The organism is Paraburkholderia sp. A3BS-1L (assembly GCF_051125215.1).
Taxonomy (GTDB): domain Bacteria; phylum Pseudomonadota; class Gammaproteobacteria; order Burkholderiales; family Burkholderiaceae; genus Paraburkholderia.
Genome location: NZ_CP120443.1, coordinates 1,999,878 through 2,023,023 on the forward strand (window position 1 = coordinate 1,999,878; position 23,146 = coordinate 2,023,023).

General features: G+C 62.7%; 23 protein-coding genes and 4 pseudogenes. 7 read left to right on the forward strand and 20 right to left on the reverse strand.

Annotated elements, in window-relative coordinates; translation table 11 throughout:
• Nucleotides 1-2 precede the first annotated feature (2 nt).
• The 5 genes and pseudogenes from capB to P5W99_RS24185 all read right to left on the reverse strand — a co-directional run.
• Nucleotides 3-1,754, reverse strand: coding sequence for a caprolactamase subunit beta (capB, locus tag P5W99_RS24165; RefSeq protein ID WP_434663363.1), 1,752 nt, complete (start codon nt 1,752-1,754; stop codon nt 3-5).
• 254 nt (nt 1,755-2,008) lie between these two features.
• A complete protein-coding gene (gene glaH / locus P5W99_RS24170) occupies nt 2,009-2,953 on the reverse strand; it encodes a glutarate dioxygenase GlaH (RefSeq protein ID WP_434663365.1) in 945 nt (314 codons plus the stop codon).
• 245 nt (nt 2,954-3,198) lie between these two features.
• Entirely contained in the window at nt 3,199-3,561 is a 363-nt protein-coding gene (locus P5W99_RS24175) for a DUF3870 domain-containing protein (RefSeq protein ID WP_421025905.1), read from the reverse strand.
• A gap of 208 nt (nt 3,562-3,769) precedes the next feature.
• Nucleotides 3,770-4,177, reverse strand: a complete 408-nt coding sequence (locus P5W99_RS24180) for a chemotaxis protein CheB (RefSeq protein WP_421025906.1) — start codon at nt 4,175-4,177, stop codon at nt 3,770-3,772.
• A gap of 44 nt (nt 4,178-4,221) precedes the next feature.
• A pseudogene (locus tag P5W99_RS24185) lies at nt 4,222-4,626 on the reverse strand (chemotaxis protein CheB); the annotation flags it as partial.
• Nucleotides 4,627-5,030: 404 nt separating this feature from the next.
• On the opposite strand from P5W99_RS24185, the gene P5W99_RS24190 reads away from it, so the two are divergent.
• The 7 genes from P5W99_RS24190 to P5W99_RS24220 all read left to right on the forward strand — a co-directional run bounded on the left by P5W99_RS24190 (nt 5,031) and on the right by P5W99_RS24220 (nt 11,594).
• Complete coding sequence (locus P5W99_RS24190; RefSeq protein ID WP_421025907.1) at nt 5,031-6,536, forward strand: toluene monooxygenase; 1,506 nt, start codon at nt 5,031-5,033, stop codon at nt 6,534-6,536.
• 24 nt (nt 6,537-6,560) lie between these two features.
• A complete protein-coding gene (locus P5W99_RS24195; protein WP_421025908.1) occupies nt 6,561-6,821 on the forward strand; it encodes a toluene-4-monooxygenase system B family protein in 261 nt (86 codons plus the stop codon).
• Between the two features lie 7 nt (nt 6,822-6,828).
• A complete protein-coding gene (locus P5W99_RS24200) occupies nt 6,829-7,164 on the forward strand; it encodes a Rieske 2Fe-2S domain-containing protein (protein ID WP_421025909.1) in 336 nt (111 codons plus the stop codon).
• Between the two features lie 19 nt (nt 7,165-7,183).
• Nucleotides 7,184-7,498, forward strand: coding sequence for an MmoB/DmpM family protein (locus tag P5W99_RS24205; protein WP_421025910.1), 315 nt, complete (start codon nt 7,184-7,186; stop codon nt 7,496-7,498).
• 12 nt (nt 7,499-7,510) lie between these two features.
• Nucleotides 7,511-8,497, forward strand: a complete 987-nt coding sequence (locus tag P5W99_RS24210; protein WP_434663369.1) for an aromatic/alkene monooxygenase hydroxylase subunit beta — start codon at nt 7,511-7,513, stop codon at nt 8,495-8,497.
• Nucleotides 8,498-8,571: 74 nt separating this feature from the next.
• Complete coding sequence (locus P5W99_RS24215) at nt 8,572-9,573, forward strand: 2Fe-2S iron-sulfur cluster-binding protein (protein WP_434663371.1); 1,002 nt, start codon at nt 8,572-8,574, stop codon at nt 9,571-9,573.
• Nucleotides 9,574-9,815: 242 nt separating this feature from the next.
• Nucleotides 9,816-11,594 carry a sigma 54-interacting transcriptional regulator gene (locus P5W99_RS24220; RefSeq protein WP_421025913.1) on the forward strand — a complete coding sequence of 593 codons (1,779 nt, stop codon included), beginning with the start codon at nt 9,816-9,818 and terminating at the stop codon, nt 11,592-11,594.
• Nucleotides 11,595-11,665: 71 nt separating this feature from the next.
• Here the strand turns inward: P5W99_RS24220 and P5W99_RS24225 are convergent, their stop codons facing one another.
• The 15 genes and pseudogenes from P5W99_RS24225 to P5W99_RS24295 all read right to left on the reverse strand — a co-directional run bounded on the left by P5W99_RS24225 (nt 11,666) and on the right by P5W99_RS24295 (nt 23,138).
• Nucleotides 11,666-13,045, reverse strand: a complete 1,380-nt coding sequence (locus tag P5W99_RS24225; protein WP_421025914.1) for an OmpP1/FadL family transporter — start codon at nt 13,043-13,045, stop codon at nt 11,666-11,668.
• A gap of 129 nt (nt 13,046-13,174) precedes the next feature.
• Nucleotides 13,175-13,697: pseudogene (locus tag P5W99_RS24230) on the reverse strand (alpha/beta fold hydrolase).
• Nucleotides 13,698-13,756: 59 nt separating this feature from the next.
• Nucleotides 13,757-13,948 (reverse strand): 2-hydroxymuconate tautomerase, encoded by a 192-nt coding sequence (locus P5W99_RS24235; RefSeq protein WP_421025915.1) that lies wholly within the window; start codon nt 13,946-13,948, stop codon nt 13,757-13,759.
• A 13-nt stretch (nt 13,949-13,961) separates the two neighbouring features.
• Nucleotides 13,962-14,750 (reverse strand): 2-oxo-3-hexenedioate decarboxylase, encoded by a 789-nt coding sequence (gene dmpH / locus P5W99_RS24240; RefSeq protein ID WP_434663375.1) that lies wholly within the window; start codon nt 14,748-14,750, stop codon nt 13,962-13,964.
• Entirely contained in the window at nt 14,747-15,793 is a 1,047-nt protein-coding gene (dmpG, locus tag P5W99_RS24245) for a 4-hydroxy-2-oxovalerate aldolase (protein WP_421025917.1), read from the reverse strand. The genes dmpH and dmpG overlap by 4 nt, the downstream gene beginning before the upstream one ends.
• Before the next feature lie 58 nt (nt 15,794-15,851).
• A complete protein-coding gene (locus tag P5W99_RS24250) occupies nt 15,852-16,775 on the reverse strand; it encodes an acetaldehyde dehydrogenase (acetylating) (RefSeq protein WP_421025918.1) in 924 nt (307 codons plus the stop codon).
• Between the two features lie 31 nt (nt 16,776-16,806).
• Nucleotides 16,807-17,589, reverse strand: a complete 783-nt coding sequence (gene dmpE, locus P5W99_RS24255) for a 2-oxopent-4-enoate hydratase (protein WP_421025919.1) — start codon at nt 17,587-17,589, stop codon at nt 16,807-16,809.
• Nucleotides 17,590-17,627: 38 nt separating this feature from the next.
• Nucleotides 17,628-17,888: pseudogene (locus P5W99_RS24260) on the reverse strand (aldehyde dehydrogenase family protein); the annotation flags it as partial.
• Complete coding sequence (locus tag P5W99_RS24265) at nt 17,848-18,174, reverse strand: aldehyde dehydrogenase family protein (protein ID WP_421025920.1); 327 nt, start codon at nt 18,172-18,174, stop codon at nt 17,848-17,850. The gene P5W99_RS24265 and the pseudogene P5W99_RS24260, both read right to left, overlap by 41 nt.
• A 41-nt stretch (nt 18,175-18,215) precedes the next feature.
• A pseudogene (locus P5W99_RS24270) lies at nt 18,216-18,670 on the reverse strand (GlcG/HbpS family heme-binding protein).
• A 40-nt stretch (nt 18,671-18,710) separates the two neighbouring features.
• On the reverse strand, nt 18,711-19,655 hold the full coding sequence (locus tag P5W99_RS24275) for a catechol 2,3-dioxygenase (RefSeq protein ID WP_421025921.1): 945 nt from the start codon (nt 19,653-19,655) through the stop codon (nt 18,711-18,713).
• Nucleotides 19,656-19,673: 18 nt separating this feature from the next.
• A complete protein-coding gene (locus P5W99_RS24280; RefSeq protein ID WP_421025922.1) occupies nt 19,674-20,030 on the reverse strand; it encodes a 2Fe-2S iron-sulfur cluster-binding protein in 357 nt (118 codons plus the stop codon).
• Nucleotide 20,031: 1 nt separating this feature from the next.
• The gene (locus P5W99_RS24285) at nt 20,032-21,114 is read right to left on the reverse strand and encodes an NADH:ubiquinone reductase (Na(+)-transporting) subunit F (protein ID WP_434663379.1); all 1,083 of its coding nucleotides are present in this window, start codon (nt 21,112-21,114) and stop codon (nt 20,032-20,034) included.
• A gap of 92 nt (nt 21,115-21,206) precedes the next feature.
• Nucleotides 21,207-21,563, reverse strand: a complete 357-nt coding sequence (locus P5W99_RS24290) for a phenol hydroxylase subunit P4 (RefSeq protein ID WP_434663382.1) — start codon at nt 21,561-21,563, stop codon at nt 21,207-21,209.
• A gap of 27 nt (nt 21,564-21,590) precedes the next feature.
• Nucleotides 21,591-23,138 (reverse strand): aromatic/alkene/methane monooxygenase hydroxylase/oxygenase subunit alpha, encoded by a 1,548-nt coding sequence (locus tag P5W99_RS24295; protein WP_434663385.1) that lies wholly within the window; start codon nt 23,136-23,138, stop codon nt 21,591-21,593.
• Nucleotides 23,139-23,146: the final 8 nt, after the last annotated feature.

The window sequence follows — 23,146 nt, forward strand, 5'->3', positions numbered from 1 at the left end:
GGTTAGCGGCGGCTGGCGCGCAGCACATCGGTAGCGGCGCGGTCCACGCGCAGGCTTTCTTCGTCGATTACCACCCCATACTCGGCGTGCGCCGCACCGATTGAAACAATGCCGTTGCGCACGTCTCTCGCCACCTGCTCAGGATCGCGCAACAGTGGCGATCCCCAACCTCCGCCGCCTGGGTTGTACGTGGCGAGGCAATAGCCGTCGCGCACCGTCATAACCGAGTTTTCCTGATGCGATTCGATCACCTTGCCGTGGCGCTTCAGGTCGACGCGGCCGAGTTTCGTCTCCGGCAAGGCGCTCGACGCGCCGTTGGCGCCGATCGCGGGCAGCTTGCGTCCCTCTCCGAAACTCACGACCGTCATTTCATGGCCGATTGGCTCGACTTCCCAGACCGTGCCGCTGCCACCGCGATACTGGCCCGCTCCTGCACTGTCCGTGACCAGCCCGTAACGATGGATCAGGATCGGATACGAATATTCGAGCGTCTCGATGTCGCCCGAATACAGCGCTCCGAAACAGGACTGTGGCCCGCACGCATGCCAGCCATCCATGTAGCCGGTTGCGCCCGCGCCCGATACGAGCGACGCCAGCACCATCGTGACGTATTCCTCATCGTTTCTTTGATCGTGTCCTGCGATATTCACCCCGCTCGAGTGGCCCCATGAGCCGACTGCACGCTCGGGCTGCGCCTTTTCCAGTGCGAGGCGCACCGCGTCGGCGAGCGTTTCCATCGGTGTCGTCGTGCAGTTCACGTGCGGCGCGGGCTCGCGCGCGTTGCACAGTGTCCCCTTCGGGCCAAGGTCGACGCTCACACAGCGGTACAAGCCCTCGTTATACGGTGGATCGAGCTGGGCGAACATCATCAGGCCGAGGTAGACGCCCGAGATCGAATTGCCTTCGTAGGAGTTAATGAAGTAGGGAATCTGCGGCGGACTCTCGATACGGATGCGGCACGAATCCGCTGCGATGTCCACGGTCGCCTTGATCTCGATCTCGCCGAAGCCGTGGCCCGAATCCTCCAGTATCGCGCTCGCCTCATAGGTGCCGTCCGGTACCGCGCGGATGATCTGGCGCATATGTCGATCGGCCATGTCCATCAGCTCGTCGATACATGCACGCACCGTCTCGACACCGTATTTGTCGAGCAGCGCGATCAGGTTGCGCGCGCCAACGTTGACCGCGCCAAGCTGCGCCTTCAGATCGCCCTCCTGGTCGCGGCGCGAGCGCATGTTGCTCAACATGAAGTTGACCATGTCGTAACGCTCGACGCCACGGTCCCAGAGCTTCACAGGCGGAATGCGAAGACCCTCTGCGTAGATCTCCTTCGCATCCGGGTTATAGCCCGCGGGTACCGGGCCACCAATGTCGGTCACGTGGCCCTTGCACACCGTCCAGAACGCCAACTCGCCCTTGTAAAACACCGGCTTGTACATGCAGCAGTCGACGATATGGCTGCCTTTGTAGACCGGGTCGTTGTGGTAAATGATGTCGCCGTCGTGGAGATCATCGCCGAAGAAACGTGCGACCTCTTTCATGGCCGGAATCAGCCCGCCCAGGTGGATAGGAATATCCTGGCCTTGCAGGACCATCTCAGGCCGTTCGTTGAAGATCGCATTGCTGTAGTCGTGCGCAACGTTGAATACACTCGAGCGTGCGGTCTTCTCCAGCGTCATGGTCATCTCGCGCTGCGTGGTTTCGAGCACGCCGCGCACGACGGCAAGCGTAATCGGATCAACATCTCGTGCCATTGCTGTCTCCATCTGATAAGTGTTTTTCCGGGCTCCCGATGAGGAGCCCGATCCGAAGCGGATAGAACGAGAGTAGAAAGGCAAAATTGGCCCAACAATGCACAGCAGAGCGGCTTCGCACCCATGCTGTGTTGCCGCTGCGAGCCATACACGCGCACTGTGCGGCTAGCGCATCCCGTACGCCCCACGGGCGCGCTCAGGCACGGCGCCGCCCCCGATCGCAAGCTCGTATGTGGTGGCCGTCGCCACCTTCTTCACCGCGATGAAAAGCGGCCACGCTGGCGCATCAATTCCCGATGCAGTTGCGCATCGGGTTCGAACGGCGCCCGGCCATGCAGCCAGAACTGATTGTTCAGCACAATCAGGTCCCCCGCCGGCAACGGCAGTGCCGAGGTGCCAGCAGACGCCTCCATCGAATCGGAAAGCGCCTGCAGCCACGCGGCATGCTCGATGCTTTCTGGACAAACGAACTGGTCGATATAGCAGATGCACTCGCGGTCATTGACCTTGAAAAACGTCGGCCGCGCCACGCATTGCGTGATGTTCTTGCTCGCAGGTGAGCGGTAGGTAAACGGATACGCGCCGAGCGGATGCTCGCTGAAACGTTTGAGCTCCTCCCAGTCGTCGAGATGCAGCAGTCTCGATTCGCCACCGCGTGCGTGATGCTCGGAGAACTTCATCATCAGCAGCCAGTCCGTTGCTTCGTCGACGAACGTACCGTCCGTATGCAGCGTGAAGCGACGATACGCCTGACGCAGATACGAATCGCTGGCATCGGTGGCCTCGACCACGAAGCGCGCATAAAACGCCCCGGACATTGCGTCGTGGTTCGCTGGCCCGATGAGATGGCCGATGGCCGTGCCGAATTTCACGTAATCCTCATGATCCGATGTGACGCCCTGAACCCCAATCGTAAAGCCGCCACTATCGCGCTCATGCAGGATCGCGCGCAGCGTCTGCCTGAAGCCGGCACCCAGGCGCTCGTCCAGCGCCTTGGCGAGCATGAAGCGCGCGGTCGGCACATATTCCAGATGCTGGCTGCTCATCGAGCGGAGCGATTTGAAGAAGTCGGCAAGCGCGTGCTCGTCGAGCTCGATGTGATAAAGCCGCTGATGGTCCACGTGCGGCTGGACGCGAAACCCGGCGTCGCCGGCAACATTAGTGAACGCGGGACGTGCGAAAAGCTGCTCTCGTTGCATGATCTGTCCTTGAGTGACTGTGCTGGATGAGAGCGGGCGCCTTGGCGCCCTCGACGGCGTGTCGGTCCTGCCGGCCCACGCCGCATGGCGCGTCGCGACAGCTCGCAGCGAATGGCAATCGGGGAACCTGTGCTGTCGCTGCAGGCGTCATCCTGCGCGGAGCAAGGTGTAGAGGCGGCGCCGACCCGTTTCGCATGGGTGCGAAACGAGCCGGCGCGGCACAGGCCTGCGCCTGGTGAACCGCGTTACATCCCTCTGCGCGAAATATTGCCCGGGCGCGTGTCTGGCGCTTCGGACAGACTGCGTTCGTACTGGAGATGCAAGTCCTTGAGCGCCGCAACGAGCGCGAGCCCGGCGCGGCCAATGTAGCAACGCTGCACACGGTCGATGACCGGCGCCGCGCCGTCGCGCAGGCTGTGTCCTCGCAGCAGGTCGCCAATGAAGGTCCGCCCATGCTCCGTGACCAGTGTGCATGAAGCCTCGAGGATAACCGCGTATTTCGCGTCGATCTCCACGGTGACCGCCAACGACTCGAACAGATGCTGAGCAGCCATGCCCTGGGGCAGCCGCGCGTGTCCCGCCACGAACAGCGTTTGAGCGCGGTTCATGATCGGGTGCACCACGTCGCGGCGGCAAGGCTGCGCAGTTGATGGGTCTGCATCGTTCGCTCCCGTTCGATATCTGGAGTCCAGTTTAGGAACGGCGATATCACGCGGCAATGTACAGCCCACTGCGAGCGATCCACGTACTGTCCTGCTTCCGCCGGCAGTACACTGGCGGCCCATCATTGAAAGAATTTTGCCGCGGGAAGGCTGATCAGACCGATAAATTGGGCTGTGAATGGACCCACGCGGCGCGGGCCTTAAAAGCGCTCCGTTTCGGAGGAGGTGCATGACTACCCTGGCCCAATTGATTCCTCCAGGCGCCGAGCCAGGCGAATTTCGCGTCATTCGGCTCCTGTGCGATCGTTATCCCGCCGCGCTCCTTGATGCGGCCAAATCCCAGCGCGCCGTCCGTCCCCGTCCCCGACAAACCAATGCCCACGGCGCGCGTCGTTTGTGCAGCCGCGAGCGTGCGGAAGAACTCGTCGATAACCGGAAAGGCTTCGTTCGGCGCTTCGATCTCGCCCGCGTACAGACGACCATCCGATATGCACAGATGCTGATCATGCGAAAGCAGATAGACATGGTCTTTCTGAATCGCCGTTGTGCCAACGTCCGGCATACGGGCATTGCAGTCGCGCGTTGCAATACCTGGACTGCGTGGCTGTCGTCCGTTGCGCACTGATGCAGAATGACCACGAACGCCATATCCATTGAAGCCGGCGCGTTCTCGATGAAGTTCACCAGTGCCTGCAAGCCACCCGCGGATGCGCCGACACCCAGCACCAAAAATGGCAATGTCCCATCCGTCGCGCAAACGCCGATTTCCGCGCAGGTGCCCTGCGAAGCGCTAATAGTCATTGCAAAGCCCTCGGTTCTGGCTCTCCGTTGCGCGGACGGCAGGCATGTGTTCATACGAAACCATGCGGCACGTCGACCATCGCGACAGCACGCCAAGCCGGCGAGGCCCACGTTCGTGTGGATATGAAGCTCATCCTGGTGAGCAACCCCACGGCCCAATTGATACGGATCAACGGAACCCATCGGCCGGCTTTGTCGAGCGCGAAGCATTTCATTCGATATCCAAACTAATTGCCAATTTTTTACGCCGGTTATCGATTCACGACAGACGATTCCGCACCGCACGTCTAACTCATTCTGGAATTTACGTTTTTAGTGCTCACTGAATAAATATCGATATTTTCACCAATTGATCAAGTGCTGCCCGTTCACGATTACCGCCCGGATTTCAGCAGAACATCAAAACAATGCCGCAGTCATTGGAAAAACGGCCGGATCGTGTACCACAACCACGTCTAACCCAATGTCCGGCGCCACAAAATCTCGGGATTTTCCCTCATCAACACGACAACGCCCTGCTCCCTGGCATCGACCTTGCTCTGAGAGGAACCGCCCGGTGCGACAGATGTTGTGCCGGGGCAGGCGCAATTCCCATCCCAACAAGGAGACATCACATGGCGTTACTGGAACGCGCGGCCTGGTACGACATCGCCCGTGCCACCAACTGGACCCCGACCTACGTCACCGAGTCCGAGCTCTTCCCCGATCTCATGTCCGGCGCTCAGGGCATTCCCATGGCGAGTTGGGAAACCTATGACGAGCCGTACAAGACGTCATATCCCGAGTACGTCCGCGTTCAGCGCGAAAAAGACGCCGGAGCCTATTCCGTGAAGGCGGCGCTGGAGCGCAGCCGCATGTTCGAGGACGCCGATCCCGGCTGGCTTTCCATCCTGAAGTCCCACTACGGCGCCATTGCGCTCGGCGAGTACGCTGCCATGAGCGCCGAAGCACGCATGGCGCGCTTCGGCCGTGCACCCGGCATGCGCAACATGGCCACCTTCGGCATGCTCGACGAGAACCGTCACGGCCAACTGCAACTCTATTTCCCGCACGATTACTGCGCGAAGGACCGCCAGTTCGACTGGGCGCACAAGGCCTATCACACGAACGAGTGGGGTGCGATTGCCGCTCGCAGCACGTTCGACGATCTGTTCATGTCGCGCAGCGCGATCGAGATCGCCGTCATGCTCACGTTCGCGTTCGAAACCGGCTTCACCAACATGCAGTTCCTCGGCCTCGCGGCCGACGCGGCCGAAGCGGGCGACTTTACCTTCGCAAGCCTGATTTCCAGCATCCAGACCGACGAGTCGCGCCATGCGCAAATCGGCGGCCCGGCGTTGCAGATCCTGATCGCCAATGGCCGCAAGGAAGAAGCCCAGAAGCTCGTGGACATCGCCATCGCACGCGCGTGGCGCCTCTTCTGTCTGCTCACGGGCTCGTCGATGGACTACGCGACGCCGCTCGAGCATCGCAAGCAGTCGTTCAAGGAGTTCATGTGCGAGTGGATCGTCGGCCAGTTCGAACGCACGCTGATCGATTTGGGCCTGGATCTGCCGTGGTACTGGGACCAGATGATCAACGAGTTCGACTACCAGCACCACGCGTACCAGCTCGGCATCTGGTTCTGGCGCCCCACGGTCTGGTGGAACCCCGCCGCCGGCATGACGCCCGAGTGCCGCGATTGGCTCGAAGAAAAGTACCCCGGCTGGAATGACACGTTCGGCAAGGCATGGGACGTCATCATCGAGAGCCTGCTCGCGGGCAAGCCCGAGCTCACCGTGCCCGAGACGCTGCCGATCGTCTGCAACATGAGCCAGTTGCCCATCTGCGCCATTCCGGGCAACGGCTGGAACGTGAAGGATTATCCGCTCGATTACAACGGACGCACGTATCACTTCAACTCCGAAATCGACCGCTGGGTATTCCAGCAAGACCCAGTGCGCTACCGCGATCACCTCACGCTCGTCGATCGCTTCCTCGCGGGCCACATCCAGCCGCCCAATCTGCAGGGCGCACTGCAGTACATGGGTTTGGCACCGGGCGAGATCGGAGACGATGCGCACAAGTATGCGTGGGTCGAGGCATACCGCAACACCCGTTACGGCCAAAAGGCCGCCTGAGGCGGCCAGCAGAAGGAGGACGACATGGCACTTTTCCCTGTGATTTCCAATTTTCAGTACGACTTCGTATTGCAGCTCGTGGCAGTGGACAGCGGCAACACGATGGACGAGGTTGCCGCCGCTGCGGCTCACCATTCGGTGGGGCGGCGCGTGGCGCCGCGCCCCGGCAAGGTCGTGCGGGTGCGCCGCCAGGGCGGCGAGCAGTTCTATGCACGTAGTGCGAAGCTCGAAGAGACCGACATCAAGCCGATGGAAACACTCGAGTTTATCTTTTGCGACGAATGAGGCGGTTATGAAGTACCAGAAAGTTTGCACGCTCGACGAGCTGTGGGAAGGCGAGATGACCGAGGTGGAAGTGGACGGCCACGTGATCGTGCTGGTGCGCCCCGAAGGCGGCGAGCCGCGCGCGTTTCAGGGCATTTGTCCGCACCAGGACATTCCGCTCGTGGAAGGCAAGTTCGACGGCCGCGTGCTGATGTGCCGCGCGCACCAGTGGACCTTCGACGCGAATACCGGTGAAGGGATCAACCCCGGCAATTGCCGTCTCGCGGAGTACGCCGTGAAGATCGAAGGCGACGATGTCTTCGTTGCCGTGGGCGATGTCGAACCGCTCTTTGCCCAATCCTGAAGTTACCGGAGAACACACCATGACCATCGACAACACCGCCGAGGCCTACCGCAACAACCGCGTGGGGCCCGTGCTTCGTGCGGGCAGCATTACAGCCGGCGTCATCGAAGCCGCGCACGAGGACAACCCGGGCAAGGCGATTCGCGTCGACGACAAACTGGCGTACGTGCGCATCGACACGGACGGCGAGTTGATCCTGCGCCGCACCACGCTGGAGGAGACGCTGGGCCGGCCGTTCAGGATGTCCGAGCTCGAAGTCAACCTCAGCTCGTTTGCGGGCCGCATCGAGACGACCGACGACTATGTGCGCTTTTACTACGAAAAAACGCTTTAACCGGAGACGAGCATGACCCAACCCGAAGTCCTCAAGCCACTGAAAACGTGGAGCCATCTGGCCGCCCGGCGGCGCAAGCCGAGCGAGTACGAGATCGTCTCGACCAATCTGCATTACACGACCGACAACCCCAACGCGCCCTTCGAGCTCGACCCGAACTTCGAAATGGCGCAATGGTTCAAGCGCAACCGCAACGCATCGCCGTTGGTGCACCCCGACTGGAACGCGTTTCGCGACCCGGACGAGCTCGTCTATCGCACCTACAACATGTTGCAGGATGGTCAGGAAACCTATGTTTTTGGGCTGCTCGACCAGTTTTCCACACGCGGCCACGACACCATGCTCTCACCGGCATGGGCAGGCACGCTCGCACGTCTCTATACGCCTGCGCGCTTTCTGTTTCATGCACTGCAAATGGGATCGGCCTATCTGACCCAGATGGCGCCCGCTTCCACGATCTCGAACTGTGCCGCGTACCAGACTGCGGACTCGCTGCGCTGGCTCACCCACACGGCGTATCGCACCAAGGAGCTGTCACAGACCTTCGCCGACCTGGGTTTCGGCAGTGAAGAACGCGGCGGCTGGGAGCGCGACCCGGCATGGCAAGGCTGGCGCAAGCTCGTCGAGCAGGCGCTCACCGCGTGGGACTGGGCGGAATGCTTCGTAGCGCTGAACCTCGTCGTGCGCCCCGCCGTGGAAGAAACCCTCTTGCGCGGGCTCGGAGTCGCGGCGCGTCAGAACGACGACACCCTGCTCGGGCTCATCACCGACGCCCAGCTCATCGACGCGCAGCGGCACCGGCGTTGGGCCAGCGCGCTGGTCCGGATGGCGCTCGAGCAGGAGGGCAATCACGCCGTGCTGAGCGCGTGGGTGAGCAAGTGGGAGCCGCTCGCCGACGACGCCATCGAGGCCTGGTGCGCCGCCCTGCCCGACGCCCCCGCTGCAAGCGCTAGCGCGAAGGAGGCCACGCGCGAGTTCAGGCGCGCGATCGGTCTCTGAAACCCAACCTGCGAAGCATCGAGCAGTAAAGCAAGTGCCGGCGCAAGCCGGCCACGAAACTTTGGACGCATGAAATGGAACATCGGATTACGATCGAGGGCGGCGCGCAGTTCCGCGTTTGCGCGGAGGAAGACACCCTGCTGCGTGGGGCGTTGCGCGCCGATGTCGGCCTGCCGCACGAATGCAGTGTCGGCGGATGTGGCGCGTGCCGCTTCGAGCTAGTCGAAGGCGAGATGCAGACGCTCTGGGCGCAAGCACCGGGGCTCAACGAACGCGAGCGCAAGCGCGGCAAACGCCTCGCCTGCCAGTCGCGGCCGCTGGGCGACTGCACGATACGCGTGCGCTGCGACGACAGTTATCTTCCTGTCGTGGCGCCCACCCGCTTGCGCGCAAGACTCGAGGCCCGCCGGGCGCTCACGCCGGACCTGAGCGAATTCACGTTTCGCATTCCCTCGCAAGCGCAGTTCCGCGCGGGACAATACGCGCTGCTCTACCCCTCCCAGACGCAAGGCGCCCGGGCCTATTCGATGTCCAACCTGCCCAACGGCGAGGGGCTGTGGCAGTTCATCATCCGGCGCGTGCCTGGCGGCTCGGGCAGCAACGCGCTCTTCGACGCCCTCCGGGTCGGTGACCAGATCGCGTTGGACGGGCCCTACGGCCATGCCTGGCTACGCGACGACAACGCGCGCGACGTCGTATGCATTGCGGGCGGCTCGGGTTTCGCACCCATGCTCTCCGTCGCACGCGGTGCGCTTGCGCAGGCCGACGAGCGGCGCGTGTACTTCTTCTATGGTGCGCGCACGCAGGCCGATCTCGGCGCAGCCGCGGAACTCGACGAGCTTGCGCAAGAGCGTCTGAGCACTTCGATCGTGCTTTCGTCCCCGGAGGCCTCGCTACCCTGGTCGGGCGCGACCGGCTTCGTGCACGCGGAGGTTGAACGCGCGCTCGACGTACCACTCGATCAGTATGAATTCTATTTTGCAGGGCCGCCGCCCATGATAGAGGCCGTGCAGGAAATGCTGATGCAAAAATATCGCGTGCCGTACAACCAGATTCACTTCGACCGATTCGTTTGAACCTGTCCATCCGACCGTCCAGCCGACAGCCCAGCCGCGCGAGCCGGGCGGTCGGGAGATATGCCGCCGCGGCGCTCAGGATCGCGTATTAACACCAATCGCCACTGCAAAAGTGGTGGAGTAACCTGATCCGGTTATTGCCCAATTTTCAGCTCCCGGCGCAGGCAGCGCATCCTCCGCGCGGCGATTCCGCCACTTCGCGCGTGGCCTCGGGCGCCACTCCGGTAGCCATCGAGGTCAGCATGCCCAAGAGAAGCACGCGCGGAGCCACCCGGGCTCCCGCTCGCACGGATACCCACGGCCGGCTGGCAGAGCGCCAGCGGTCCAGGGAGATCCGCGTTCCCGCCATCCACGATCTGGCCAAGCGGCTGCGCTTCGCGCCGCAGCAGGGCCGCATCTGGCTCGACGACCAGCGCATGATGCTCATGCACATCAGCTCGCTTGGCGCCCTGCGCCAGGAGCTGATCGAGAGCCTCGGCAAGGAAACAGCTCGCGGGCTCGTGACGCGCATCGGCTATCAGGCCGGTTCGCATGACGCCGCGATGACGCGCAAGGTACGCGCGGGCTCCAACCGCTACGACGATTTTCTCGCGGGTCCGCAACTCGTATCGCTCGAAGGCATCGTACATTGCGAGCCGATTGCGCTCGATATCGATGTCGAGCGCGGCCACTACTTCGGCGACTTCTATCTGATCGACTGTGCCGAAGCCGAAGCCCACATCGCGAGCTACGGCATCGGCAACGAATCGGTATGCTGGATGCTGATCGGCTATGCCTGCGGCTATACGAGCGCTTTCATGGGGCGCCCGATTCTCTGGCGCGAAATCGAATGCCGGGGAATGGGCCACGCGAAATGCCGGGTGGTTGGCAAGCCGGTGGAAGATTGGGACGACCCGCAGGACGACCTGCGCTTCCTGCAGATCGGCGACTTCGTCAAATGGTCGCTCGCGCCGCAGGCGGTGCTGCCCGCCACGAGCCGCATTGCCCAGCGGCTCGCAAACGCCCCGGAAAACAGCTTTGGCGTCGTGGGCATCTCAGCGGGTTTCAACACGGTCTGCCACATGGTCAACAAGGTCGCCCCTACCGAGGCAACGGTGCTTTTTCTCGGTGAAAGCGGCGTGGGCAAGGAAGTCTTCGCCAACAACCTGCATCGCCTCAGCAGGCGCGCGGACGGGCCGTTCGTGGCCGTCAACTGCGCGGCGATTCCCGAGCATCTCATGGAATCCGAATTATTCGGCGTGGAGCGCGGCGGCTATACAGGCGCGACGTCTTCGCGCCCGGGGCGCTTCGAGCGCGCCAACGGCGGCACACTCTTTCTCGACGAGGTCGGCACGCTGAGCTTCACGGCCCAGGGCAAGCTGCTGCGCGCGCTGCAACAGGGCGAACTGGAACGGGTAGGCGACACGCGCACGCGCAAGATCGACGTGAGAGTCGTGGCGGCGACCAATGTGAATCTGCGCGAGGCCGTGAAGGCGGGACAGTTCCGAGAGGACCTGTTCTTCCGCCTGAACGTCTTCCCGATTCAGGTGCCGCCGCTGCGCGACCGGCGCGACGACATTCCGTTGATGATGAACTGGTTTTTGCAGCGCCTCGCCAAGAAACACGGCAAGCAGATCACGGGCTTTCGCGAGCGCGCGGTGGACGCCCTCTTCAACTATGAATGGCCCGGCAACGTGCGCGAACTCGAAAACATGATCGAGCGCGCCGTGATTCTTGCCGAAGACGGCGGTGCGCTCGACCTGTGCCACCTGTTCACCACGGGCGAGGAAATCGACGTTTCGTCGTTCATGCTCAAGCGTAGCGGCAATATCGCGCCGCTTGGCGAACCGGCCGAGGCGAACCCGCCCCCCACCCTTGGCGCCGGAATTCCGGGGCTCGCCGAAACCGAAGCCGCCATGCTGCGCGCGGCCGTTGCCGAAGCCAACGGCAATCTTTCGCTTGCCGCCCGCGTGCTCGGCATCAGCCGGCCCAAGCTGGCCTACCGCTTGCGCAAATACGGCATCCCCATCGAGCGCGGCTGATCCGGGCCGTTCGCAGCCCCAGGGTAACGAGGCAGGCACTCGCGCGCCGCGCCTCGCCCCTGCCGAACGCCTTAGAAGCGCTTCTGATACGAGATCGCCGCGTTCAATTGGGAATGGGTCACCTTGATAGGCACAGAAGTGTTCGGCAGGCTCGTGTTGGTCAGTGCCTTCTGGAGTGCGTACGATACGCCCAGGTCGATCACATCGTTCTTGCTGAACGCGTACGAGACACCGCCGGTGACCGTCGTGGTCGGAATGCCTGGAATGACCGCGAACAGCATGTTGTTCGGCACGGCTTCCTGTGCGTAGTGGAAACCCGCGCGCAAAGCCAGGCTGGAGTTGTAGCGATACTCCGCGCCAATGGCAAACACGTTGATGTCCCGGTAGTTCTGCGGCAGAGACAGATTGAGGTTCGCGCCAGTGCCCGATTGCACGAAGCTCACGTTGATATCCCTGAACACGCTCGCCAGAAATACGCGCTGATAATCCGCCGAGACGCTCCAATGCTCATTGAACGTGTGGCTGATCCCCACCGTGAACTGCGCGGGCATCTCGAAGCTATGGACGGTAATGTTGCCATTGAGCGGAATGTTGCCCGCCACGGAGCTCACTGCGGTCAAGCTCGCGTGCCCGCCCAGGTCGCCCACGTGCGTCTTGAAGTTATACGCGAGACCGACGCGCGTGTTCGGCGTGAGCTGGTAAGTCAGGCCAAGCTTGCCGCCGATTCCCCAGGCATCCGCCCCTCCGCCCACCATGCCATTGTGCGCGAAGTTGACGTATCCGCCGGAGAGGCCGGGCACGCTCACCAGCGTGGGAACTAATGAGCCGGACACACGGTGCTGGCTCGCTAGCGAGCCGATCTGCGACGCATCCAGCAACATGCCCAGATTCAGGGAGGTCCAGACGGCATCGAGGGAGCCACCCACCGTCAGCTTGTCGGTCACGTTATAGGCAACGGCGAACGGGATACGCAGCACCAGGAGTCTAGAGAAATTGTCGAGGCCGGTGTCGATGCTGTTGGTGGTCGTACGCGAAAGAGAGCTGCTGCCGCCGTACTGCGTGCCGAGTCCGCCTTCGGCAAACGCGCCCACCCCAAAGGCGTACTTGCCCTGCCGATAGACGAATGCCGCTTCGGGCGCGAAGTACGGGCCATTGTTGTTGCCGTGATTCCCCGAGCTCACCGACTCGCCGCTTGCCGTATTGGTCACCCGGATATCCGTGGTTACGACATCGAGTCCGAAATTGACGTATTTCCCGTCGCTCATCAGCCCGAGTGTAGCCGGGTTCAGCATCATCGCCGCCGGCCCGACGTTATAGGCAACCCCGCTTCCCCCCATCGCGCGGGAGATCGGCCCGTATCCCTCGAGATTGAACACGTCGGTCGCGTATGCCTGCCCCCCCCATACCGCCGCGCAAAGCGCCACCGCCCCACGAATGCAATTGCCTTTCACATCTGTCTCCTGACATGTGTTTAATACTACTTATTGATGTACTCAATGCATGAATTCGAATACCGAAAGCCCCGTTGTGTCGATGCGCAAAAAAGCACGCTCTTGCGCGTCCACCCAGCTTGCGCTCGACTAGCCGTTCGTCTCGCCGAAATCCTCCGTCGCCAGCTTGTTGAAGCGAGCGGCGTGCTCGATCTGCGTCCAGTGCCCACATTGGCCGAAGACGTGAAACTGCGCCCGCGGAATCAACTCCAGCAGCCGGAGCGAACCTGAAAGCGGAATCACCCGGTCTTCACGCCCATGCACGATCAGCGTATCGTGCGGGATCGCGCGAATCGCCTCGTCTGGGCTCGCCAGCGAATCGACCCAGCGTTGCCGCGGCGCCGGACACATCTTTGCGAACGCTTCCTGGTAGCCCGGGCGCACGCTCGCGTCATAGCGCAGCTTCGCTAGCTCATCGTTCACCAGCGTGCGGTCGAACGCGAATACATCGAGCAGCCAGTTCCGGCATGGTGAGCCGCCAGTTCGCCGACGCCGTCACGCGCGGCCCCGAGCCGTGGATCAGCAATACGGGCGGTCCTTCGCCAAGATCGTGATAGTTGGTCCGGATGCCATTGGCAAGAATGCTCCTGCCGATTTCGGGATTGGTCTGCACGATTCGATGTTTACCTGGTTAGACAATCTATCGGGTTCTCCACGGCTTTCACACAAGCACTACCGTCCACGCTTTTTCGCGCTTTGTCCGGCAATGCCGAAATGCGCCTTCGGCATCTCGGTGATGATCACGCGCACCGAGTCGATCGGTGCGTCGATGGCGCGATGAATCGCTTCGCTAACCTCAGCGATCAAGCGCTCTTTCTTCTCGTCGTCTCGACCTTCCAGGATATAAAGATGAGCAATCGGCACGGCGTTCTCCTCGTCAAATGAAGCGCAACCCAGTGGACCCCATGCCCTGGACGCGCAACGTGATGCTGTCCCCGGCTTCGACGGCAACCGCTTCCGTGATGCCGCCCGAGAGAATCAGGCTGCCGGCAGGAATCGACTCGCCGCGCTCGCCAAGATGGTTGGCCAGCATCGCCACCGCCGCCGCCGGATGCCCGAGCACGGCGGCGCCCGCACCGAACGAAACCGGCTGGCCGCTCTTCTCCATGACAATGCCGATCGTGCGCAGGTCCACGCCGTCCACCGACATCGGCTGGCCGCCCACCACGAAGCGCGCTGCCGAGGTGTTATCGGCCACCACGCTCTTCAGGTCGAACTTGAAATCGCGGTAGCGGCTGTCGATCACTTCGATGCCTGGGATGACGAAGTCCGTCGCGGCCAGCACGCTGCCGATATGGCAGCCCGGCCCCTTCAATTCGGCTTTGGTGACGAACGCGATCTCGGGCTCCACTTTCGGGTGGATGAGCTCGCTGGAACGGCAAGCACCGCCGTCTTCGAGCGAGTACGCATCGACGAGATAGCCGAACACGGGCGTATCCACGCCCATCTGGCGCATCTTTGCGTGCGAGGTCAACCCAGCCTTGTAGCCGACGAGCCGTGCCCCGCGCCGCAACTGCCGCGCGCGGATCGCGTCCTGCACGGCATATGCGTCGTCCCAGTCCATCTCAGGCCACGTGTCGGTGATCTTCACGGTGTCGCGCGCGTGCAGCGCGCACGCATCGAGCTGCTCGGCAAGCGAGTGGATGATTTCAGTGGAAAGGTTCATGCTGCTTCCTTGCTGACGATCTGCTGGCGCGCCTTCTTCAAGGTGAGCGCGGTGTCTTCGATCATGTCTTCCTGGCCACCCACCATGCCGCGCCGGCCGAGCTCGACGAGAATGTCGCGTGCAGGCACGCCGTACTTTTCGCCGGCGCGCTTGGCGAACAGCAGGAACGAGCCGTAAACGCCGGCATAGCCGAGCGTGAGCGAGTCGCGGTCAATGCGGATCGGGAAATCCATCATCGGCACCACGAGGTCTTCGGCCACGTCCTGGATCTTCCACACGTCCACGCCCGTCTCTATGCCCATGCGATCGCACACCGCGATGAACACTTCGAGCGGCGTGTTGCCCGCGCCGGCGCCCAGGCCCGCGGCCGCGCCGTCGATGCGGTTGGCGCCGCACTCGATTGCGGCAAGCGAGTTCGCCACGCCCATCGCGAGGTTGTGGTGGCCGTGAAAGCCCAGCTCCGTTTCGGGCTGCAGCGCTTCACGCACCGCGCTCAGGCGCGCCCTCACATCCTCGGGCAGCATGTAGCCTGCCGAGTCGGTGATATAGATGCAGTTAGCGCCATAGCCCTCCATGAGCTTCGCCTGCTTCACGAGACCCTGCGGGCTGTTCATGTGGCTCATCATCAGGAAGCCCACCGTGTCCATCTCCAGCTTGCGTGCGAGCGTGATGTGCTGCTCGGACACGTCGGCCTCGGTGCAATGGGTCGCCACGCGAATCGTATGAACGCCCAGTTCGTGGGCCATCTTCAGGTGGTCGACGGTGCCGATGCCGGGCAGCAGCAACGCCGATACCTTCGCGCGCTTGAGCAGCGGAATCACGGCGCCGAGATATTCCTCATCGGTGTGAGCCGGAAAGCCGTAGTTGACCGACGAGCCGCCGAGGCCGTCGCCGTGCGTGACTTCGATAAGCGGCACCCCGGCTTCGTCGAGGCCCTGGGCGATGCTGCGCATCTGGTCGAGCGTCATCTGGTGGCGCTTCGGATGCATGCCGTCGCGCAAGGTCATGTCGTGGACGGTAATGCGTTTGCCTGGAAGATTCATGATGTTTCCTTCGATATTCGGGTAAATCGGCAGCAGGCCCACACGGCGGCCACGCTCCTCAAGCCGTTGCGCTCTCAACTGGCGCGAGCGAGATGCGGCCCGCAAGCAGCTCCTCGGCAAACATCTCGGCCGTGCGCGCGGCCGCGGCGGTCATGATGTCCAGATTTCCCGCGTAGCGCGGCAAGTAGTCGCCCAGGCCCTCCACTTCGAGATAGACAGTCACACGCTTGCCGTCGAACACGGGGCCGTTCACGAGCTTGTAGCCCGGCACGTAGCGCTGCACCTCGGCGATCATCGCGTGAATGGATTCGGTAATGCGTGCTTCGTCGGGCTCGCCCTCGGTCAGGCAGTGGACGGTGTCGCGCATGATGAGCGGCGGATCGGCGGGATTGATGACAATGATCGCCTTGCCCGCTTTCGCGCCGCCCACCTTCGCCACGGCCGCCGAGGTGGTGCGCGTGAACTCGTCGATGTTCTTGCGCGTGCCGGGCCCTGCCGAGCGCGACGAAACCGCCGCGATGATTTCCGCGTAATCCACCGGCTGCACGCGCGAGACGGCATGCACCATCGGAATCGTTGCCTGACCGCCGCAGGTGACCATGTTGACGTTCATCTCGCGCTTGCCGATGTGCTCCTTGAGGTTCACCGGCGGCACACAATACGGCCCGATAGCGGCGGGCGTGAGGTCGATCATCATCACGCCCAACTCGTTGAGCTTGCGGCTGTTTTCCGCGTGAACGTAGGCACTCGTCGCATCGAAGGCGATCTGCACGTTGTCGGCCTTCACATGGGGCACGAGGCCGTCCACACCTTCGGCCGTCGTCTTGATGCCCAGCTCGCGAGCGCGCTTGAGGCCGTCCGATTCGGGGTCGATGCCCACCATCCAGACGGGCTCCAGCACCGGGCTGCGCAGCAGTTTGGCGAGCAGGTCGGTGCCGATGTTGCCGGGCCCGATCAACGCGCAACGAATTTTCTGTGTCATGGTGAAATGTCCTTCTGAATGTCGATGATGTTCAACCAAAGCGCACCGAGCACGCGCCGATGCCGCCGATGGCGACGCGGAAGCTGTCGCCGGCCTTCACCGCCGCCATGGCCGCGAGCGCGCCGGAGAGCACCACTTCGCCAGCCTTCAGGCCAATGCCGAGACGCCCGAGCGTGTTGGCTAGCCTGGCCACCGCGTTGACGGGCGAGCCCAGCGCCGCCGCGCCCGCGCCACTGCCGATCACTTCGCCGTTTCGCTCGAGCACCATGCCGCAGGTGTTCAGGTCCACGTTGCGCGGGCTCACCGCACGATCGCCCAGCACGAACACACCACACGAGGCGTTATCCGCTACGGTGTCTTGAATCTTGATCTTCCAGTCGCGGATGCGCGAATCGACAATCTCGAAGCACGGCATCACGCATTCGGTCGCGGCAAGCACCATGGCGTTGGTGATGCCGGGGCCCATCAGGTCCTTCTTGAGCACGAAGGCGATCTCGCCTTCGGCTTTGGGCTGGATCAGCGTATCGAGCGCGATGCTCTCGCCTTCGCCGTACACCATGCCCGAGAGCAGATAGCCGAAATCGGGCTGATAGACGCCCAGCATGTCCATCACCGCCTTCGACGTCACGCCGATCTTCTTGCCCATGACCGTCTCGCCGGCGTCGAGCCGGCGCTGCACCATGCGCTGCTGGATGTGGTACGCATCGTCGATCGACATTCCCGGGTGGCTGTCGGTCAGCGGCGCCAGCGTCTCGCGCGCAGTGAGTGCGCCGTAGAGTCTGTCGCCCAGTTCAGTAATCAAGGTGGATTCCATGAAGCTTCCCAATGGCAAAATTGAATCGATGCGGTCATTCAAAGCTTGACGCACACGTTCTTGAGCTCCGTGTAGAACTCGAGCGAATGCACGCCGCCTTCCGGGCGGATGCCCGACTGCTTCGCGCCGCCGAACGGCGCGCGCAAGTCACGCAGGAACCACGAGTTGACCCAGGCGAGGCCGACTTCGATGGCCGCGGCCACCCGATGTGCTCGCGAAAGGTTCGTTGTCCATACCGCCATGGCGAGACCGCAGTCGTTATCGTTGCCGCGGCGAATGACTTCCTCTTCGGTGTCGAACCACGCGCTGCGGCACGGTCATCGTCCCCCAAGGGCCTTTGAGCGCCGCCCTTGCGGCACGCACCGCCGCATCGACTTCTTCGCGGCCCGCTTCGGCCACCTGAGCGATAACGGCGTTGTTCAGTGGCGAGCGTTTTTCGAACCAGCGCTGGCCGTCGAGGTATTCGCCGTCGATGAAGTTTCTGACCAGCCGGATGCCGCTGCCGGGTGCATGGGCGGCGCCGAGCGGCCCGCCGTTGGGTTCTGTCTTCAGCATGATGGTCTCGACGATGTGTTCGTGTTCCATGAAATGTGTGGTGCCGCATTGCGATGCCGCGCTTGCGGACCTCACGTATCGGCTAGGCCGAGTACGCGCAATCCGGCCTGGGCGCAGGGCCGTCCTGCTCTTCGCTGCCGCCCGATACGCCTATGCCGCCAATGCGCTGCCGGTCCTCGGCGAACGGCAAACCGCCACCAAAAGCGATAAAGCGAGGGCGCAGCGCGATGCCTTGCCGCACCGCCTCCGAATGCGCTTGCAGCGCTTCACCCCAGCGTCCCGTGGGCAAGCCGAAGCTGACCGCGGTGTACGCCTTGTCGATCGCGATCTCGATCGAGTGCAACGGCGCGCCCGGCATCCGCACAAACGCCGCGAGGTTCCCGCCCGCGTCGACCACGGCAACGTTTACGCACACGCCTAGCTGCTGCGCTTTGCGGGCGGCGGCTTCGGCTGCGCGACTGGCCGCGGGCCAGTCGATCGTGCGCGCCTCGACGCTATTGGATGCGGCATTGAGTGCGCTATTCATGCCCTCGCTGGCCGCCGGCGCGCGGGATTCGGCTGCCATGTCAGGTGTACACCGTGGTGAAGGCTTCGTTGATCTCACCCGAGTGGAAGAAGATGCCGCGCCCCAGGTGGTCTTCGGTCCAGGTGGTCACGGGCCGGTCCGGCTGCGCCATGTATCCCAGGCCCGCGAACGTCTCGTTGCGGTTGCCGCTCGGATCGAAGAAGTAGATGGTCGTGCCGCGCGTGATGCCGTGACGCGTAGGCGCGACGTCGATCTTCACCTTGTTCTTGGCCATCACGTCGGCCGACTTCAGCACGTCGGCCCAGTCGTCGAGGAAGAACGCGATGTGGTGCAGGCCGTTCTTCGCGCCGCCGACGAATGCAATGTCATGCGGCGTCGAGCTGCGGAACATCCACGTGGCGGCCTGAATGCTGTTGCCCGGTCCCACCATCACCTGCTCGGCAAGATGAAAATCCATGCACTCCTGCATGAAGCGTGTGTTCTCGGCCACGCGATTGACGCCGGTTTCCGGATTGAGCTCGCACATCAGCAGGCAATGGTCGAGCCAGTGAACCGCCGAGCCCTTCACGTCGTCGGGCCACGGATCGGGATTGAGCGTGCCGACGTCGGTACCCAGTTGCTCCTTGTACGCATACAGGCGCATCTCGTGTCCGCTCGGCAGATTGAATTTCAGCATACGGCCGGTTGCGGGCAGGGTGCCTGGCGGCAGCATCTGCGTGCTTATGCCGTAGGCCTCGATGCGTTCCTGCAAGGCGTCGAGATCGGCGTCCTTCTCCACCTTGTACGCGACGTGGTTCAATCCTGCCTGATCCGCCGGGCTCAGGATGAGCGAGTACTTGTCCCACTCGTCCCAGCATTTCAGATAGACGTTGCCTTCGCTGTCGCGCAGCGTTTCCTTCAAGCCCAGAACATTTTTGTAATGCTTGAGCGCCGCATCCATGTCCATTACCCTCAGATTGGCATGGCCGATTCGCATCACACCCATGATTGCTCTCCTCCTTCTCTATTCGGTATAAGTTAGGGATGCATGGCAGGCGAATCCCTTGAAAAACGGCTTTTGCATCCTGCCGGCCACTTCCAGCGCCACATCGCCTTGCGGGGCGACCCGGCACGCGAGCGAATAGCCAGCCGCTTCTTCCTCCACGCTCACGTGCGCGCGGCTCACCGGCCCGAGCTTGCGAACCTCGCCCTCCAGCACACGTACCTTGCACACACCACAGCCGCCGTTCAGGCAGCCGACGGGAATGCCCCGGCGCCCAAGCCGCGCCATGCCGGCAAGCAATGACTCCTCGATCGAGCAGCGATAGCGCTCGCCGGTCTGCGTGATCGTCACACTCACGCTGCGCTCACTCGCGTCCACGTCAAACCCTTCTGAAGAGCGGGCTGCGCACCTGCTGAACGTCCGCCGCCGAGATGAACTTCTCGTGGTAGATGTCGCTTTCGAAAAGCCGCCCCTGCATCAGCGTGGTGATGCACGCGTCGATCATCGCGGGCGGCCCGCACAGGTACGCCTTGTGCCCGGCAAAGTTGTTGTCGAAATGGGCCTTAGCGGCTTCGTGAACGAAGCCGTGTGCGACGGGCTCGCTCGTGCCGTTGGTGCCATTGGTGTCGTTGGCGCGCTCAGACAAGGCGGGCACGTAGGTGAAGTTCGGATACTCGCGGCTCAGCTCGCGAAACGCCTTGTCGTAGTACAGCTCCGCCGCGTTGCGCTGGCCGTAGACCAGCGTGATCGGCTGCTTGCAGCCGCTTCGCAGCAGATCGAGGATCATCGAGCGTGGGCTCGAGAGCCCCGAGCCGCCGGCCATGAAGATCATCGGCGCCTGCGCCGACTTGCGCACGAAGAACCGCCCGTAAGGGCCGGACAGGTTCACCTTGTCGCCCACCGCGAGCTTCTCGTGCAGGTAGCCCGTGCCCGTACCGCCGGGCACCTGCCGCACGTTGAGCTCGATCTCTCCCGTGGCCGCCGCATCGGCCGGGGCATTGGCGATGGAAAACGCCCGGCGTTCGTGCATGCCCGGAATCTCGAGCTGCACATACTGGCCTGCCTGGAAATGCAATGGCTCGGCCAGCCGCAGGTGTATCGCCTTGATCGTGGGCGTGAGTTGCTCGATGCGCGCAACCTCCGCCGTGAAATCCTTCACCGGAATGATTTCGGCGTCCGGGTCTTCTTCCACGTCCGCTTCGATTGCCGTATCCGCAATGAGCGTCGCGCAGCAGGCGAGCGCCTTGCGCTCCTCGCGCTCGAAGTCCATTAGCGCGAACGGATTGGCGTCGCCCAGATCGACCTCGCCTTCGAGGATCTCGATCTTGCAGGTCCCGCACAGGCCGTGACAGCACGCGTGCGGAATATAGATGCCCTGGCGCAGCGCCGCATCGAGAATGGTCTGTCCTTCCTCGACTTCGATGGTGGCGCCCAGGGGCTCGATGGTCAGTTGATGGCTCATGGTCGATCCGTGCTTCAAACGTCAATTTCTGCCGCAATGGCTTTTCGCAAACCGGGCCGCTGCAAGCGGCCCGCAAAAACGTAAGCTGCCGCTCAGCTAAAGGATCCTTTTATGCCGGTCAGGCCCGGCGTACGAAAGCGGATCAGGTCCTTGTGGCCAATGCCGTTTTCGGCGAGCGTTTTCGCGAATTCGGGCTGAAACGGCTTGCCGGACTTGAACCACTGCACCGCGCTCCAGTCGATCTTCGCGAAGTCGGGGTGATAGCCGTAGATGCCCGGCAGGATCTCCCCGGCCAGCGCGCCGAAAGGCGTCTGCGGCGGCAGCGGCAGGCAGAACGGCGCCGGGAACATCAGGTGGTCTTCCCAGCCGACATAAAGCAGCGGAGCGGGAAACTTCTCCGCCGTGTCCTGCAGCGGGAAGCGGTAGGGTTGGGTTGCAATGACGGTCACGGTTCTCTCCTGCAATGCGTCGTCAAATCAGTTGCTCGTGGCCTGGCCACGCCAGGCTGCAAAGTTCTTCTGGTCTTCCGATCCTTCGAAGTCCATACTGTCGCGCGGGCTCACCTCGTAATAATCGAGTACGGCCGCGAGAGGATCGAAGCCCTCGCTCGTGGGGTCGGTGCCGGGCTTGAAGCAGTTACCCTGATAGATCTGGTGCACGGGCAGCCACGACTGGGTGAACTTCTCGGGTTCGTGATCGAAGATCTCCTTGCAGTGATCGCTGCAGAAGTGAAAGCGATTGCCCAGATATTCCGACTCGCGCCCGCAGGTCTTCGTCGCGTCGCCAGGCTCGGTGAAGAACATCGGGATCTGGCAGGTCTGACACAGCATCGGCAGCGTCTTCACATAGAAGCGCTCGTCCGCCCTGGCGCGTTCGCCCCAGTGCTCGAAGCGCGGCCGGTAGAGCGCGTCGAAGCTCTCCGGGTACTTCGCGGAAAGCCACGCCATTTCATCCTCCCGCGGCAGCCATGTGTGGAACGGAGCCGCCGCGCCGAAGCTGTAGAAGGTGGCCCACGCCTGGTGGCTCAGGTGGTCCTTGCCTTCGCACGCGTCCTTCCAGCCCTTCGGCTCGCGAATGCCGTAACGCGCGAGATCCTTGAACAGCGCGCCGCCGTTTTGCTCCGCATACATTTCCCACGCTTCCTTCCAGCTCATCACGCGCTTGGGCTGCATGTAATCCATCATCATCGCGACCAGCGTAAGCAGCCTGTAGCCGCGCCAGAACCACTTGTCGATCCAGCGCTGCACGATCGGCACGTTGTCCGGATCCTGCTCGAGCATGAACTTGATACACTCGATGCCAAGTGTCATGTGGCGCGACTCGTCGGACTGCGCGGAGAAGCCGAACGTGACGGTCGACATGTCCCCGTTGTACGCGGCGCCCGACATGAACGGCACGAACAGCAGATTGGTCAGCACGTACTCGAACGAGAAGCTCACCGCGGTGAGGAACTCGAACGGCCCGGACGTGCAGGCGTCCTCGAAGAACGACTTCGGCACCGAGAGATACCAGACGCGGTCGAACCAGTGGTTCGAGTGATGCATGCCGTTGAAGAACTTGTTGTACGTCGACATGGCATGCGTTTCGGTCTGGTAGTGACGCAGTTCGTCGATCGACTGCATCTGGCACGCGACGCGCGCGCCCTCACCTGTGAAGTGGCGGCCGACCTGCGCAAAGCCGCGGTGCGCGTAATACTCGAGCGGCGTCACGCCTTGAATGAAGAGCTTCAGCGCGTTGATGTAGCGTGCGTCCGTGACGCCGAGGAACGCGTTGTTCTGCGTGAATGCGTCAATCACCGCATAGAGCTTCTTTTCCTTCTCGCCCTGGTATTTCCAGTACGCGTCCATCGTCAGACGGAACGGGTCGACCCATTTGTCCCAATCGTGAATCTTGATGCCTTCGTAGCGATCAAACGGGAAAACCTTCTCCATCGGCTGATAGGAGGTCTCCCAGCCGAGGCCGCGTGTCATGGCCGCATATCGCTCCTTCAGGCCGAGTTTCTTTTTCAGCACAGGCGTGTCCATTCGTGTCT

Bases quoted from the DNA above. Each gene is read 5' to 3' on its own strand.
- P5W99_RS24220 (WP_421025913.1), top strand. From the start codon at position 9,816: ATGCCCAAGAGAAGCACGCGCGGAGCCACCCGGGCTCCCGCTCGCACG.
- capB (WP_434663363.1), bottom strand. From the start codon at position 1,754: ATGGCACGAGATGTTGATCCGATTACGCTTGCCGTCGTGCGCGGCGTG.
- P5W99_RS24205 (WP_421025910.1), top strand. From the start codon at position 7,184: ATGACCATCGACAACACCGCCGAGGCCTACCGCAACAACCGCGTGGGG.
- P5W99_RS24210 (WP_434663369.1), top strand. From the start codon at position 7,511: ATGACCCAACCCGAAGTCCTCAAGCCACTGAAAACGTGGAGCCATCTG.
- dmpH (WP_434663375.1), bottom strand. From the start codon at position 14,750: ATGAACCTTTCCACTGAAATCATCCACTCGCTTGCCGAGCAGCTCGAT.
- P5W99_RS24265 (WP_421025920.1), bottom strand. From the start codon at position 18,174: ATGGAACACGAACACATCGTCGAGACCATCATGCTGAAGACAGAACCC.
- P5W99_RS24200 (WP_421025909.1), top strand. From the start codon at position 6,829: ATGAAGTACCAGAAAGTTTGCACGCTCGACGAGCTGTGGGAAGGCGAG.
- P5W99_RS24175 (WP_421025905.1), bottom strand. From the start codon at position 3,561: ATGAACCGCGCTCAAACGCTGTTCGTGGCGGGACACGCGCGGCTGCCC.
- dmpE (WP_421025919.1), bottom strand. From the start codon at position 17,589: ATGGAATCCACCTTGATTACTGAACTGGGCGACAGACTCTACGGCGCA.
- P5W99_RS24180 (WP_421025906.1), bottom strand. From the start codon at position 4,177: ATGCCGGACGTTGGCACAACGGCGATTCAGAAAGACCATGTCTATCTG.
- P5W99_RS24295 (WP_434663385.1), bottom strand. From the start codon at position 23,138: ATGGACACGCCTGTGCTGAAAAAGAAACTCGGCCTGAAGGAGCGATAT.
- P5W99_RS24275 (WP_421025921.1), bottom strand. From the start codon at position 19,655: ATGGGTGTGATGCGAATCGGCCATGCCAATCTGAGGGTAATGGACATG.
- dmpG (WP_421025917.1), bottom strand. From the start codon at position 15,793: ATGAATCTTCCAGGCAAACGCATTACCGTCCACGACATGACCTTGCGC.
- P5W99_RS24195 (WP_421025908.1), top strand. From the start codon at position 6,561: ATGGCACTTTTCCCTGTGATTTCCAATTTTCAGTACGACTTCGTATTG.
- P5W99_RS24215 (WP_434663371.1), top strand. From the start codon at position 8,572: ATGGAACATCGGATTACGATCGAGGGCGGCGCGCAGTTCCGCGTTTGC.
- P5W99_RS24190 (WP_421025907.1), top strand. From the start codon at position 5,031: ATGGCGTTACTGGAACGCGCGGCCTGGTACGACATCGCCCGTGCCACC.
- P5W99_RS24285 (WP_434663379.1), bottom strand. From the start codon at position 21,114: ATGAGCCATCAACTGACCATCGAGCCCCTGGGCGCCACCATCGAAGTC.
- glaH (WP_434663365.1), bottom strand. From the start codon at position 2,953: ATGCAACGAGAGCAGCTTTTCGCACGTCCCGCGTTCACTAATGTTGCC.
- P5W99_RS24250 (WP_421025918.1), bottom strand. From the start codon at position 16,775: ATGACACAGAAAATTCGTTGCGCGTTGATCGGGCCCGGCAACATCGGC.